Origin of the sequence: Pseudomonas sp. SORGH_AS_0199 (assembly GCF_031453735.1) — a bacterium.
Taxonomy (GTDB): domain Bacteria; phylum Pseudomonadota; class Gammaproteobacteria; order Pseudomonadales; family Pseudomonadaceae; genus Chryseomonas; species Chryseomonas aestiva.
On the sequence record NZ_JAVJAE010000001.1, the window covers coordinates 991,061 to 1,004,952 of the forward strand.

General features: G+C 63.5%; 13 protein-coding genes and 4 tRNA genes. 12 read left to right on the forward strand and 5 right to left on the reverse strand.

Going from position 1 to position 13,892, the window contains the following annotated elements; genetic code table 11:
- On the reverse strand, window positions 1-2,319 hold the full coding sequence (locus QE444_RS04625; protein ID WP_187980948.1) for a Tex family protein: 2,319 nt from the start codon (window positions 2,317-2,319) through the stop codon (window positions 1-3).
- Window positions 2,320-2,494: 175 nt separating this feature from the next.
- On the opposite strand from QE444_RS04625, the gene ompR reads away from it, so the two are divergent.
- Window positions 2,495-3,229 carry a two-component system response regulator OmpR gene (ompR, locus tag QE444_RS04630; protein WP_027598251.1) on the forward strand — a complete coding sequence of 245 codons (735 nt, stop codon included), beginning with the start codon at window positions 2,495-2,497 and terminating at the stop codon, window positions 3,227-3,229.
- A 40-nt stretch (window positions 3,230-3,269) separates the two neighbouring features.
- Here ompR and uppP read toward each other — a convergent pair whose 3' ends face one another.
- Window positions 3,270-4,142 (reverse strand): undecaprenyl-diphosphatase UppP, encoded by an 873-nt coding sequence (gene uppP / locus QE444_RS04635; protein WP_133860546.1) that lies wholly within the window; start codon window positions 4,140-4,142, stop codon window positions 3,270-3,272.
- A gap of 137 nt (window positions 4,143-4,279) precedes the next feature.
- Here uppP and QE444_RS04640 point away from each other — a divergent pair, with 137 nt between their 5' ends.
- Window positions 4,280-5,599 carry an ATP-binding protein gene (locus QE444_RS04640; protein ID WP_133860547.1) on the forward strand — a complete coding sequence of 440 codons (1,320 nt, stop codon included), beginning with the start codon at window positions 4,280-4,282 and terminating at the stop codon, window positions 5,597-5,599.
- 70 nt (window positions 5,600-5,669) lie between these two features.
- Here the strand turns inward: QE444_RS04640 and rimK are convergent, their stop codons facing one another.
- The 3 genes from rimK to QE444_RS04655 are packed head-to-tail and all read right to left on the reverse strand — an operon-like array spanning window position 5,670 to window position 7,840.
- On the reverse strand, window positions 5,670-6,575 hold the full coding sequence (gene rimK / locus QE444_RS04645; protein ID WP_027598254.1) for a 30S ribosomal protein S6--L-glutamate ligase: 906 nt from the start codon (window positions 6,573-6,575) through the stop codon (window positions 5,670-5,672).
- Window positions 6,572-7,048, reverse strand: coding sequence for an ATP-dependent zinc protease (locus tag QE444_RS04650; RefSeq protein WP_027598255.1), 477 nt, complete (start codon window positions 7,046-7,048; stop codon window positions 6,572-6,574). Before QE444_RS04650 ends, rimK begins: the two co-directional genes overlap by 4 nt.
- Before the next feature lie 15 nt (window positions 7,049-7,063).
- Window positions 7,064-7,840, reverse strand: coding sequence for an EAL domain-containing protein (locus QE444_RS04655; protein ID WP_133860548.1), 777 nt, complete (start codon window positions 7,838-7,840; stop codon window positions 7,064-7,066).
- Between the two features lie 118 nt (window positions 7,841-7,958).
- On the opposite strand from QE444_RS04655, the gene QE444_RS04660 reads away from it, so the two are divergent.
- From QE444_RS04660 to nusG, 10 genes are all read left to right on the forward strand, one after another.
- On the forward strand, window positions 7,959-8,342 hold the full coding sequence (locus QE444_RS04660) for an RNA-binding S4 domain-containing protein (protein WP_133860549.1): 384 nt from the start codon (window positions 7,959-7,961) through the stop codon (window positions 8,340-8,342).
- A 107-nt stretch (window positions 8,343-8,449) separates the two neighbouring features.
- The gene (hslO, locus tag QE444_RS04665) at window positions 8,450-9,343 is read left to right on the forward strand and encodes an Hsp33 family molecular chaperone HslO (protein WP_309737445.1); all 894 of its coding nucleotides are present in this window, start codon (window positions 8,450-8,452) and stop codon (window positions 9,341-9,343) included.
- A gap of 104 nt (window positions 9,344-9,447) precedes the next feature.
- Window positions 9,448-10,989, forward strand: a complete 1,542-nt coding sequence (locus tag QE444_RS04670; protein WP_133860551.1) for a phosphoenolpyruvate carboxykinase — start codon at window positions 9,448-9,450, stop codon at window positions 10,987-10,989.
- A gap of 220 nt (window positions 10,990-11,209) precedes the next feature.
- A tRNA-Tyr gene (locus tag QE444_RS04675) sits at window positions 11,210-11,294 on the forward strand.
- Between the two features lie 23 nt (window positions 11,295-11,317).
- Window positions 11,318-11,391 (forward strand) — tRNA-Gly (locus QE444_RS04680).
- A 20-nt stretch (window positions 11,392-11,411) separates the two neighbouring features.
- Window positions 11,412-11,487 (forward strand) — tRNA-Thr (locus QE444_RS04685).
- A gap of 84 nt (window positions 11,488-11,571) precedes the next feature.
- Window positions 11,572-12,765: an elongation factor Tu gene (tuf, locus tag QE444_RS04690; RefSeq protein WP_133860552.1), complete on the forward strand. Its 1,194-nt coding sequence runs from the start codon at window positions 11,572-11,574 to the stop codon at window positions 12,763-12,765.
- A gap of 54 nt (window positions 12,766-12,819) precedes the next feature.
- Window positions 12,820-12,895, forward strand: a tRNA-Trp gene (locus QE444_RS04695).
- A gap of 35 nt (window positions 12,896-12,930) precedes the next feature.
- Window positions 12,931-13,299: a preprotein translocase subunit SecE gene (gene secE, locus QE444_RS04700; RefSeq protein ID WP_133860553.1), complete on the forward strand. Its 369-nt coding sequence runs from the start codon at window positions 12,931-12,933 to the stop codon at window positions 13,297-13,299.
- Between the two features lie 11 nt (window positions 13,300-13,310).
- Window positions 13,311-13,844, forward strand: coding sequence for a transcription termination/antitermination protein NusG (gene nusG / locus QE444_RS04705; protein WP_026083932.1), 534 nt, complete (start codon window positions 13,311-13,313; stop codon window positions 13,842-13,844).
- Window positions 13,845-13,892 lie beyond the last annotated feature (48 nt).

Here is a 13,892-nt window from a genome sequence, read left to right on the forward strand (position 1 = left end):
CTATTTCCTCAGTTGCTTGGCATTGGCGAACAGCGACGCCATGGCCTGGTTGGCCGGAGCCGGTTGATTCTGACGCGGTGCGCCCTTGTCGGCGCGGGGCTTGCCACCGTTGCCGCGGGCCTGACCGCCGGGCTTGCCGTCGACCTTCTCGCCGGGAGTGTCGCCCATGCGCATGGACAGGCCCACGCGATTGCGCGGCACGTCCACCTCCATCACCTTGACCTTGACGATGTCGCCCGCCTTGACCACCTCATAGGGGTCCTTGACGAATTTCTCCGACAGCGCACTGATGTGCACCAGGCCGTCCTGGTGCACGCCGATGTCGACGAAGGCGCCAAAGTTGGTGACGTTGGTGATGACGCCCTCCAGCACCATGCCGGGCTTGAGGTCGGAGAGTTTCTCCACGCCGTCCTGGAACACCGCGGTCTTGAATTCCGGGCGCGGGTCGCGACCGGGCTTGTCCAGTTCCTGGAGGATATCGGTCACCGTCGGCAGGCCGAAGCTCTCGTCGGTGAATTTCTTCGGATCCAGGCGCTTGAGAAAGGCCGAGTCGCCGATCAGCGAGCGGATGTCACGGCCGGTGTCGGCCGCGATGCGCTGCACCAGCGGATAGGTCTCCGGGTGCACCGCCGAGGCATCCAGCGGATTGGCGCCGCTCATGACGCGCAGGAAGCCAGCGGCCTGCTCGAAGGTCTTCTCGCCCAGGCGCGGCACCTTCTTCAGCGCCTCGCGGGTGGCGAAGGCACCATTGGCGTCGCGGAACTGCACGATGTTCTGCGCCAGGGTCGCGTTGAGACCGGAGATCCGCGCCAGCAGGGCGGCGGAGGCGGTATTCACGTCCACACCCACGGCGTTCACGCAGTCTTCCACCACGGCATCCAGGCTGCGCGCCAGCTTGAGCTGGGAAACATCGTGCTGGTACTGGCCGACGCCGATGGACTTGGGCTCGATCTTCACCAGCTCGGCCAGCGGATCCTGCAGGCGGCGGGCAATGGACACGGCGCCACGCAGGGAGACGTCCAGGTCGGGGAATTCCCGGGCGGCGAGTTCCGATGCCGAGTACACCGAGGCACCGGCTTCGCTGACCATCACCTTGGTCAGGCCCAGGCCCGGGTACTTGCTGATCAGCTCGCCGGCCAGCTTGTCGCTCTCGCGGCTGGCGGTGCCGTTGCCGATGGCGATCAGGTCCACACCATGCTTGGTGCAGAGCACGCCGAGGGTGGCCAGGGTCTGGTCCCACTGATTGCGCGGCGCATGGGGATAGACCGTGTCGGTGGCCAGCAGCTTGCCGGTGGCATCCACCACGGCGACCTTGCAGCCGGTGCGCAGACCCGGGTCCAGCGCCAGGGTGGTGCGCGGACCGGCCGGCGCGGCGAGCAGCAGATCGTGCAGGTTGCGGGCGAAGACCGCGATGGCCTCTTCCTCGGCCTTTTCGCGCAACTCGCCGAGCAGATCGGTTTCCAGGGAGGTATAGAGCTTGACCTTCCAGGTCCAGCGCACCACCTCGGCCAGCCATTTGTCCGCGGCGCGGCCCTGGTTCTTCAGGCCGAAGTGCGCGGCGATCAATCCTTCGCAGGGATGGGCGATGCCCGGGCCTTCTTCGCCGAGCTTGAGCGCGGCGCTGAGGATGCCTTCGTTGCGGCCCCGGAAGATCGCCAGGGCGCGATGCGACGGCACCGCCTTGAAGGACTCGTCATGCTCGAAGTAGTCGCTGAACTTGGCGCCTTCGGTCTCCTTGCCCGGCACCAGGCGCGCGCTGAGGATGGCGTCCTGTTGCAGAACGCCGCGCAGTCGCGCCAGCAGGTTGGCGTCCTCGGCGAAGCGTTCCATGAGGATGTACTTGGCGCCTTCCAGGGCGGCCTTGGTGTCCGCCACGCCCTTGTCCGCATCGACGTAGGCGGCCGCCTCGGTCTCCGGGGTCAGCGTCGGATCCTGCAGCAGGGCGTCGGCCAGCGGGCCCAGGCCGGCTTCCAGGGCGATCTGGCCCTTGGTGCGGCGCTTCTGCTTGTAGGGCAGGTAGAGGTCTTCCAGGCGCGTCTTGGTGTCGGCCAGATTGATCTCGCGGGCCAGTTCGGGAGTCAGCTTGCCCTGCTCCTCGATGGAGGCCAGCACCGCGCCGCGGCGGTCTTCCAGCTCGCGCAGATAGCGCAGCCGCTCTTCGAGATGACGCAGCTGGGTGTCGTCCAGGCTGCCGGTGACTTCCTTGCGATAACGGGCGATGAAGGGCACGGTCGACCCTTCGTCGAGCAGGGCCACGGCGGCGGCGACCTGTTGCGGGCGGGCGCCGAGCTCTTCGGCGATGCGGCTATTGATATCCATCGGGCTACCTGGCTTGCACGAGAAAAAGCGGGCCGCAGTATACCCGAGCCCGCCGGAGCCCTGCCTCCCGTGCCGGCACCGCCGCCCCAGCGTGGGCAAAATCTGCTAACAATGGCCCAATGCCGCGGTCGGATGGCCTACGGCATAATCCAGTGCTAGATCACAAGGAGATATTATGAGCACCCCCGTTGCCCCGGAAGGTGAAAAGATCCTGGTCGTCGACGACGACGCCCGGCTGCGCCGCCTCTTGGAGCGTTTTCTGGCCGAACAGGGTTATCGCGTACGCACGGTCGAAAGTGCCGAACAGATGGACCGCCTGCTGGCCCGCGAGGTCTTCAACCTGGTCGTGCTGGACCTGATGATGCCTGGCGAAGACGGCCTGTCCGCCTGCGGTCGACTGCGCGAGAGCGGCAACCGCATTCCCATCATCATGCTGACCGCCAAGGGCGACGAAGGCAGCCGCATCCAGGGTCTCGACCAGGGCGCTGACGATTACCTGGCCAAACCCTTCAACCCGCTGGAGCTGGTAGCCCGGATCAAGGCCGTGCTGCGCCGTCAGGCCCCGGTGGTACCCGGTGCTCCTGCCGGTACCGACGAGGTGGTGACCTTTGGCGACTACGCCTTGCACCTGGCCACCCGCGAACTCAAGCGCGGCGAAGAGACCCACATGCTCACCACCGGCGAATTCGCCGTGCTCAAGGCACTGGTCGACCACGCCCGCGAGCCGCTGACCCGCGACAAGCTGATGAATCTGGCCCGCGGTCGCGAATGGGATGCCCTGGAGCGCTCCATCGACGTGCAGATCTCGCGCCTGCGCCGGATGATCGAACCCGATCCGTCCAAGCCGCGCTATATCCAGACCGTCTGGGGCGTGGGCTACGTCTTCGTGCCGGACGGCGCCGGCAAGTAAGGCGGGTAGCCGGGGCATCGCGCCCCGGCTAGGGGGTGGCTCAGGCGAACAGGCCTTGATGCACGCCGACCAGCAGGAAGATCCCCAGCAGCGCGCGATAGATGATGAAGGGCCAGGTCGAGAAGCGCTCCAGGAAGCGCATGAGCCCCCAGATCGCCGCAAAGGCCGACAGGCTCGCCACCAGCAATCCCACCAGCAGCAGCGACCAGGCCTCGGCCGGGATGTGCGCGTGCCAGAGCACCACCAGCTCCTTGAGTCCGGCCAGGGCGATGGCCGGCAGGCCGAGCAGGAAGGAGAAGCGCGCGGCTTCCTCGCGACGCAGATTGAGGAACATGGCGGCGGTCAGGGTCGAGCCCGAGCGGGACACGCCCGGAATCAGCGCGCCGACCTGGGCGATCCCCACGATCAGCGCATCGCGCAGGCGCATCTGCGAGATGTCTCTGTTGTGCCGGCAGATCCGTTCCGCCAGCGCCAGCAGGGCGGCCATGGCCAGGCAGGCGTAGCCGATGACGCTGAGGCCCCGCAGCGGCGAGCCGCAGGCATTTAGCAGGGGCGCCAGCAGCAGGCCGGCGATGCAGATGGGAATGGTTGCCAGCACGATCATCACCGCCAGCAGGAAGTCCGGGCTGTCGAAGTTGCGCTGGCGCACGGCGGCCAGGCTGCCGCGGGTCACGCCGCTGACATCGCGCCAGAAATAGCTGATCACCGCCGCCAGGGCCGCCATCTGCATGGCGGCGGAAAAGGCCGAGCCGGGATCGTGCCAGCCGAGCAGGGCAGGTACCACCCGCATGTGCGCCGTGGACGAAATGGGAAGCAGCTCGGTGATACCCTGCACCACGCCGAGAAAGGCGATCTGCGCGTAGCTGAGCGAAGCGAAGCCGATGTCCAGGCCGGTCTGGCAGATGTCGGACACGAGAGAACTCCAGGTCGAAGGGAAGAAATGGACGAGCAAATGTATCCGAATGTGTCTGTCTCGGGTGGCCTATCTGGACCCCGCAACCCCGGAGGTTGTGATGGCTTTCGCGCCGTTTTGCGCGGAAAGCCCGGGCAATGAAGGCGCCCGGCTGGTTTCCCCAGAGTTTCTTCGCCCGCTCGCTGTGGATGGTCCTGCTCGCGGTGCTGTTTTCCAAGGCGCTGACCCTGGTCTATCTGCTGCTCAATGAGGACGTTCTGGTCGATCGTCAGTACAGCCACGGCGCGGCCCTGACCCTCCGTGCCTACTGGGCCACCCCGGAAACCGAGCGGCCGCGCATCGCCCAGGCCGCCGGCCTGCGCTACGAATCACCCGAGACCGTGCCGGCCGGGGAATACCACTGGCCCTACAGCGAGATCTTCGAGCGCCAGATGAAGCAGGAACTGGGCGAGGAGACCGAGGTGCGGGTGCGGGTCCAGCATGGTCCGGCCATGTGGGTCCTGGCGCCCTCCCTGGGGCCGGACTGGATCAAGATCCCGCTCATGGCCCATCCCTTGCGCGGGCAGCACATCTGGAGCGTGCTGGGCTGGTTTTTCGCCATCGGCCTGCTGTCCACCGGCGCCGCCTGGGTCTTCGTCCGGCAACTCAACCAACCGCTGCGCCGCCTGGTGAACGCGGCGCGCGAGCTGGGCAAGGGCCGCAGCGTGCGCTTGCCGGAAACCGATGCACCCAGCGAGATCCAGGACGTCTACCACGCCTTCAACCAGATGGCCGAGGACGTCGAGCAGGCCGGCCGCGAGCGCGAGCTGATGTTGGCCGGGGTCTCCCATGACCTGCGCACGCCCCTGACCCGGCTGCGCCTGGCGGTGGAGCTGATGCCACCGGCCGAGCGCGAAGAGGCCGAGGACATGATCCGCGACATCGAGGACATGAACGCCATCCTCGACCAGTTCCTCGCCTTCGTCCGCGATGGCCGCGACGAACCGCAAGAGCTCACCAATATCAACGAGCTGGCCCGCCAGGTGGTGGCGCCCTACAACCAGGAGGAGGAGCGGGTACGGCTGATGCTGGACGTGCTGCCACCCTTGCCGGTGCGGCGCATCTCCTTCAAGCGGCTGCTGACCAACCTGGTGGAAAACGCCCTGCGCCACGGCGGCGGTGGCGGTATCGAGGTGGTCGGGCAGGTGGCGGGCTCCGCCACGGCGCCCTATGTCGCCCTGAGCGTGATGGATCGCGGTCCCGGCATAGATCCCAAGGACCTGCAGGACATCTTCAATCCCTTCACCCGCGGCAATCGTGCCCGCACCGTCAGCGGTTCCGGGCTGGGCCTGGCGATCGTCAAGCGCATCGCCGCGCAGCACGGCGGCAGCGCCGAACTGCGCAATCGCGAAGGTGGTGGGGTGGAAGCCCGGGTACTGTTGCCCCTGGGCCTGCTGCTCCCGCGCAGCGCCAGCTGACAAGGGACGTTATCGCGGCGTAGGTTGGGCTGAGCGCTGGCGAAGCCCGACACACCGCGCCCAGACTCCGTCACCCCTTGCCCTTGGTTCGCGTCAGCCCCGGTTCGGCGTTCTTTTCCAGGTACTCGATGATGATCCCGGCCACGTCCTTGCCGGTGGTCTGCTCGATGCCTTCCAGGCCGGGCGAGGAATTGACCTCCATCACCAGCGGGCCGTGATTGGATCTGAGAATATCCACCCCGGCCACGCTCAGACCCATGGCCCGGGCCGCGCGCAGGGCGGTCATGCGTTCCTCGGGGGTGATCTTGATCAGGCTGGCGGTGCCGCCGCGATGCAGATTCGAACGAAATTCCCCCGGCGCCGCCTGGCGCTTCATCGCGGCGATCACCTTGTCGCCAACCACGAAGCAGCGGATGTCCGCGCCACCCGCCTCGCGGATGTATTCCTGCACCATGATGTTCTGCTTGAGCCCCATGAAGGCCTCGATCACCGATTCGGCCGCCTTCTCGGTCTCGCACAGCACCACCCCGATACCCTGGGTGCCTTCCAGCACCTTGATCACCAGAGGGGCGCCGTTGACCATCTGGATCAGGTCCGGCACGTCGTCCGGCGAGTGGGCGAAACCGGTCACCGGCAGGCCGATGCCCTTGCGCGAGAGCAGCTGCAGGGAACGCAGCTTGTCGCGCGAACGGCTGATGGCCACGCTCTCGTTGAGCGGAAAGACACCCTGCATCTCGAATTGGCGCAGCACCGCGCAGCCATAGAAGGTCACCGAGGCACCGATGCGCGGGATGACCGCATCGAAGCCTTCCAGGGGTTTGCCGCGGTAATGGATCTGCGGCTTGTGGCTGGCGATGTTCATGTACGCGCGCAGGGTGTCGACCACGACCACCTCATGGCCGCGGCTGACACCGGCTTCGACCAGGCGCCGGGTGGAATACAGATTGGGATTACGCGAGAGGACGGCGATTTTCATGGGGCACCGGAAGCCGGAGTAAGGGACAACTGGGGTTTGTCTTGCGCATAGGAGACGGCCGGATTCACCAGCAGGCCACCATCGATCAAAGCCTTGGACCCGAGCAGCATGCGATAGCGCATGCTCTTGCGGCAGGCCAGGGTGAATTCCACCGGCCACTGGCACTCGCCCAGGGCCAGCAGGGTACGGATGACATAACGCGTCTGAGCGATGCCATTGGAGCTGCGAATGGTCTTCTTCGCCACCAGAGGGGCTTCGCAATGGCGATGACGGGACTGAACCAGCGTCCCCAGGTGCACGGTGAATCTCACCCAGCGTTCCTTGCCGCGCATGAACGGCTGGACTTCCGTTGCATGCAGCGCCGAGGTACTGGCGCCGGTATCGATCTTGGCTCTCAGGCCCACCACGCCCAGATCGGGCAGGGCCACCCATTCACTCAGGCCGATAATGACCGGTTCGGCGGAATTGCTCATCGCTGCTCCTTGAAATCAGTGGCCTCCGCCTAAATGTTGCGGATCAATGAGCTGTTTGAAGGCTGGTTTGGCGAACAGATACCCCTGCATCAGCTCGATGCCGAGGTCACGCAGGCAATCGCGTTCGGCCACGGTCTCCACCCCTTCGGCGATCACCTGGGTACCCAGTTCGCGGCACATGACGATCAGGTTGCGCACGATGGTCCGCCGCACCTGATCCCGGTCGATGTGGCGGATGAGCGCCATGTCGAGCTTGACCAGGTCCGGCTGGAATTCGGCCAGCAGCGTCAGGCCGGAATGACCGGCGCCGAAATCGTCGATGGCAGTCTTGAAGCCGAATTGCTGATACTCGCGCAGGATGTGCGTCAGATGGTCACTCGCGACGTGTTCGGTTTCCACTGTCTCGAAGATCAGCCGTTCCAGCGGAAAGCCATGCTCGCGCGCGGCAGCCAGCGTACTGCGAATGCACAGTTCCGGGCGGTAGACGGCGTTGGGCAGGAAGTTGATCGACAGACTCTCCTGCATGCCCAGGGCGGCTGCGGTGGCGATGGCCTTGGTGCGGCAAAGCTGGTCGAAGCGATAGCGGTTGCTGTCAGTCACCTGATTGAGCACCGACAGCGCGCCTTCGCCGCCTGGTCCGCGCACCAGTGCTTCCCGGGCGAAGACCGCGCCTTGGCCCAGATCCACGATGGGCTGATAGGCGAAGTCGAAGTCGAAGCCCAGGGGTTCCGACTGCTGGCATCCCGTGCAGCGGGTCTGGCCAGTCAGATCGGAAGGAAAGAATGTGGTCATGGCTCTCCAGAGGCGCGCTTGCAGCGTCGGTCCGATGGTTTAGAGTTCTTGAGAAGAGTCTAAGACCCAACAGGGGGCTTTTTATTCGATGTATGCAGTAGATCACACTGAAGAACGGATGCGCCTCGATAAATGGCTATGGGCCGCGCGTTTTTTCAAGACCCGCGCGCTGGCCAAGGCGGCCCTGGAAGGCGGCAAGATCCAGTGCCGTGGCGAGCGCTGCAAGCCGAGCAAGGAGCCGCGCATCGGTGACGTTCTCACCATCCGTCAGGGCTATGACGAAAAGACGGTGGTGATCGTCGCCCTGTCGCAGAACCGCCGGGGTGCGCCCGAGGCTCAGCAGCTCTATACCGAGACGCCGGAAAGCCTCAAGGCGCGCGAGCAGGCCGCGGCCGCCCGCAAGGCCGGCAACCTCGGCGTGCAGACCGATGGCCGTCCCACCAAGAAGCAGCGGCGCCAGATCCATCAGTTCCGCGAGTACGTCCATCCGTTCGACGACTGAGTTCGTCGCGGCTCGCCGGAGCCTCTCAATGGCCAGGTCCGCTCGCCGGTTCTGGCGTGCGCCGTGAACGCCACGCTTCGCGGCCTCCTTCCTTATATAGGTAGCTCATGACTTCCCACGATTTCACCCAACGTTTCATGTTCGACGAAACCGATGTCCGCGGCGAACTGGCCACCCTGGATCGCAGCTATGTCGAGGTCCTCGCCAAGCATGCCTATCCGGAGCCCGTGGCCCAGCTACTGGGGGAGCTGCTCGCGGCGGCCGCGCTGCTGTGTGGAACCCTCAAGTTCGAAGGGCTGCTGGTGCTGCAGGCGCGCTCCAGCGGTCCCATCCCGCTACTCATGGTCGAGTGCTCCAGTGAGCGCGAGGTGCGCGGCATCGCACGCTACGAAGAGGCCGAGATCACCGCATCCGCCTCCTTGAGCGAGCTCATGCCCGATGGCGTTCTGGCCCTGACCATCGACCCGCGCCATGGTCAGCGCTACCAGGGTATCGTCCCGCTGGAGGGCGCGAATCTGGCTGAGTGCCTGTCCGGCTATTTCGCCACCTCCGAGCAGCTGCCCACCCGTTTCTGGCTGAACGCCGATGGCCGCCGCGCCCGCGGCCTGCTGCTCCAGCAATTGCCGCCGTCGCGGATCAAGGATGCCCAGGCCCGCCAGGACAGCTGGGAGCATGTGGTCACCCTGGCCGATACCCTCACGGCCGAAGAGCTGCTGGGTCTCGACAACGAAGTGATCATGCACCGCCTGTTCCACGAGGAAAAGGTACGCCTGTTCGACGAGCAGCCGGTGGCCTTCAGCTGCAGCTGCTCCCGGGACCGCGCGGCCAATGCCCTGATCAGCATGGGCCAGCCGGACGTCGAGAGCCTGCTCGACGAACAGGACGGACAAATTCGGGTCGATTGTCAGTTTTGCAATGAACAGCAGGTATTCGACGCTGCCGATATCGCGCAGATTTTTGCGGGCGGCGGCACGCAAACCCCGGGAAATACCCGGCACTAGCCGTTGCAAAAGCCCGAAGGCTTTCTGGCATAATCCCGCAACGTGTAGTTCTGCCGTGTAAGAGCTACAAGCATGAGGAACGGCCCAGGGCCATGGGGAACGAAATGACGAAAGCCAACGTGTATACCGATATCAGCGTCGCGCAGTTAGTGGAAGAGTCCCTGCGACGTGGCGAAGGAGAGCTGGCCGCCAATGGCTCGCTGGTCGTCAAGACGGGGCATCGCACGGGGCGTTCGCCGGTAGATCGCTTTATCGTCGAGGAAGCCTCCACGCGCGATGCCATCCACTGGGGGCCGATCAACCGTGCCTTTCCGGAGGAGAAGTTCGCACCGCTGTGGGAGCGCGTGAGCGCCTACCTGGACGAGCGTGATCAATTCGTCTCCCATGTTCATGTAGGCGCTGATGTAGAGCACTACCTGCCCGTCGTCATGCGTACCGAGACTGCCTGGCACAACCTGTTCGGCCGCTGCCTGTTCATCAATCCGGCCGAATACAATCCACAGTCCAAGCCGGCCTGGGAGATCATCAACGCGCCCGAGTTCGTCTGTGAGCCCGCGCGTGACGGTACCAATTCCGACGGTACCGTCATCATCAACTTCGCGGCGCGCAAGGTGCTGATCGCTGGTATGCGCTACGCCGGCGAGATGAAGAAGGCCATGTTCTCGGTGCAGAACTTCCTGCTGCCGGAAAAGGACGTGCTGCCGATGCACTGCGCGGCCAACGTAGGCGAGGAGGGTGACGTCACCCTGTTCTTCGGTCTGTCCGGTACCGGCAAGACCACCCTGTCCGCCGACCAGAGCCGCTACCTTATCGGTGACGACGAGCACGGCTGGGGCGTGGGCACCGTCTTCAACATGGAAGGTGGTTGCTACGCCAAGTGCATCGACCTGTCCGAGAAGAACGAGCCGGTCATCTGGAAGGCCATCCAGTTCGGCGCCGTTCTGGAAAACGTGGTTCTGGATCCCCAGACCCGTCACCCTGACTATGCCAACGACAGCCTGACCCAGAACAGCCGGGCGGCCTATCCGCGCGAACTGATCGACAAGCGCGCCGAGCACAACCTGGGTGGCGAGCCCAACGCGGTCATCTTCCTGACCTGCGACCTCACGGGTGTCCTGCCCCCGGTATCCATCCTTAATAATGAGCAGGCGGCCTACCACTTCCTGTCCGGCTACACCGCCCTGGTCGGCTCGACCGAGATGGGTTCCGGTCCTGGCATCAAGTCGACCTTCTCCACCTGCTTCGGCGCACCCTTCTTCCCGCGTCCGGCGGCTGAATACGCCGATCTGCTGATCAAGCGCATCCAGGGCTTCGGCTCCAAGGTGTACCTGGTCAACACCGGTTGGACCGGTGGCGGTTACGGCGTCGGCAAGCGCTTCAACATCCCGACTACCCGTGCGGTCATCGCAGCTATTCAGAGCGGTGCCCTCATCGGTACCGAAACCCGCCATGTCCCGGTCATCAATCTCGACGTCCCGGTTGCCGTTCCCGGCGTGGACAGCGTCCTGCTCAATCCTCGCGACACCTGGCAGGATGGTGCTGCCTATGACGCGGCGGCGCGCGAGCTGGCTGGCAAGTTCGTCGAGAACTTCAAGAAGTTCTCCGGCGTATCCGAAGGCATCCTGGCCGCCGGTCCCCAGCTGTAAGCAGGGCTGGTTGTCTGCAAACAAAGGCCGCCGCTAGGGCGGCCTTTGTTTTTTAAGCTTTTTTTACGTCTTGGGGTTGCATGGGTCGCTACGATTGCATAAACTGCGCCCGCTTTCGCTGATAACGCTAGCGAGCGAGGCGAAAGCATTGATTGTTAAGGAGATTTTAAAAAGATCCTTGACAAGGGGAGGGCAGATGAAGAAAATGCCGTCTCACTTTGGAGGGGTTCCCGAGTGGCCAAAGGGATCAGACTGTAAATCTGACGTCGCAGACTTCGAAGGTTCGAATCCTTCCCCCTCCACCAGATTGTTAGAGCGCTTAGGCTCTGCGGGTATAGTTCAGTGGTAGAACCTCAGCCTTCCAAGCTGATGATGCGGGTTCGATTCCCGCTACCCGCTCCAGTTTGACTGGCAAATGTTTCGCTCATGTAGCTCAGTTGGTAGAGCACACCCTTGGTAAGGGTGAGGTCAGCGGTTCGAATCCGCTCATGAGCTCCATCTTAAAAAGGCAGATATGCAAATATCTGCCTTTGTTTTAATGGCGGCATTGCTTTGCTCAATTCGTGAAGGGAGAGAGTGTCGATGGCTAAAGAAAAGTTTGAACGTAACAAACCGCACCTGAACGTGGGCACCATCGGTCACGTTGACCATGGCAAGACCACTCTGACCGCTGCGCTGACCAAAGTCTGTGCCGACACCTGGGGCGGTTCCGCTCGTGGTTTCGACCAGATCGACAACGCGCCGGAAGAAAAGGCTCGTGGTATCACCATCAACACCTCCCACGTTGAGTACGACTCGGCGATCCGTCACTACGCGCACGTCGACTGCCCCGGCCACGCCGACTACGTGAAGAACATGATCACCGGTGCTGCCCAGATGGACGGCGCGATCCTGGTTTGCTCGGCTGCTGACGGCCCCATGCCGCAGACCCGCGAGCACATCCTGCTGTCCCGTCAGGTAGGCGTTCCCTACATCGTCGTGTTCCTGAACAAGGCCGACATGGTTGACGACGCCGAGCTGCTGGAACTGGTCGAGATGGAAGTTCGCGATCTGCTGAACACCTACGACTTCCCGGGCGACGACACCCCGATCGTGATCGGCTCCGCGCTGATGGCGCTGAACGGCAACGACGACAACGAAATGGGTACCTCTGCCGTGCGCAAGCTGGTCGAGACCCTGGACTCGTATATCCCCGAGCCCGAGCGTGCCATCGACAAGCCGTTCCTGATGCCGATCGAAGACGTGTTCTCGATCTCCGGTCGCGGCACCGTGGTAACCGGTCGTGTCGAGCGTGGCATCGTCCGCATCCAGGAAGAAGTCGAGATCGTGGGCATCAAGGCCACCGTCAAGACCACCTGCACCGGCGTTGAAATGTTCCGCAAGCTGCTGGACGAAGGCCGTGCTGGCGAGAACGTCGGCGTGCTGCTGCGTGGCACCAAGCGTGAAGACGTGGAGCGTGGCCAGGTTCTGGCCAAGCCGAACACCATCAAGCCGCACACCAAGTTCGAGTGCGAAGTGTACGTGCTGTCCAAGGAAGAAGGCGGTCGTCACACCCCGTTCTTCAAGGGCTACCGTCCGCAGTTCTACTTCCGCACCACCGACGTGACCGGTAACTGCGAGCTGCCGGAAGGCGTCGAGATGGTGATGCCGGGCGACAACATCAAGATGGTTGTCACCCTGATCGCTCCGATCGCGATGGAAGACGGTCTGCGTTTCGCCATCCGTGAAGGCGGTCGTACCGTCGGCGCCGGCGTGGTTGCCAAGATCATCGAGTAATCGATTGATCTTGGTCTGTCAGGTCGGCATAATGGTCGGCCTGATTCAAGTTACAGGCCAGTAGCTCAATTGGCAGAGCGGCGGTCTCCAAAACCGCAGGTTGGGGGTTCGATTCCCTCCTGGCCTGCCAGATTCCCATCTGGCACTCCTTACAGGATTCATGCAATGAGCATCAAGGCGGAAGCCAAAGAGTCGCGCTTCGATGCGCTCAAGTGGCTGGTGGTTGTCGTTCTGGTGGCGATTGGTGTTGTTGCCAATCACTACTTCGCTGCTCAGTCCATCCTGTATCGAGTGGTAGGTCTGTTGGTGCTGGCAGCTGTCGCTGCCTTTATTGCCCTGCAGACCGCCAAGGGGCAAGCCTTCTTTGGCTTGCTGAAAGACGCCCGTACCGAGATTCGCAAGGTTGTCTGGCCTACCCGGCAAGAGACCACTCAGACCACGCTGATCGTGGTTGCTGTGGTGCTCGTGATGGCTTTGTTGTTGTGGGGGCTCGACTCCCTGCTCGGTTGGCTGGTTTCCACGATTGTTGGTTGAAAGGGTTCGCCGTGGCTAAGCGTTGGTACGTCGTGCATGCCTACTCGGGTTACGAGAAGCATGTCATGCGTTCGTTGATCGAGCGCGTCAAGCTGCACGAAATGGAAGACGAGTTCGGCGACATTCTCGTGCCCACCGAAGAAGTGGTGGAAATGCGCAATGGCCAGAAGCGCAAGAGCGAGCGTAAGTTTTTCCCGGGATACGTCCTGGTGCAGATGGAGATGAACGAAGGGACCTGGCACCTGGTCAAGGACACGCCTCGCGTCATGGGCTTCATCGGTGGTACTGCCGACAAGCCGGCACCCATCACTGATCGTGAAGCGGACGCGATTCTGCGTCGTGTCTCCGACAGCAGCGACAAGCCCAAGCCGAAGACCCTGTTCGAAGCAGGCGAGACGGTTCGGGTGGTGGACGGTCCGTTCGCCGACTTCAACGGCGTTGTCGAAGAAGTCAACTACGAAAAGAGCCGCATCCACGTGGCGGTACTGATCTTTGGTCGGTCGACCCCTGTGGAGCTCGAGTTCAGCCAGGTCGAAAAGGTCTAGGTTGTTCGCATCCCTCACCCCGTAGCCTAGGCTGCGGGGTTTTGTCGT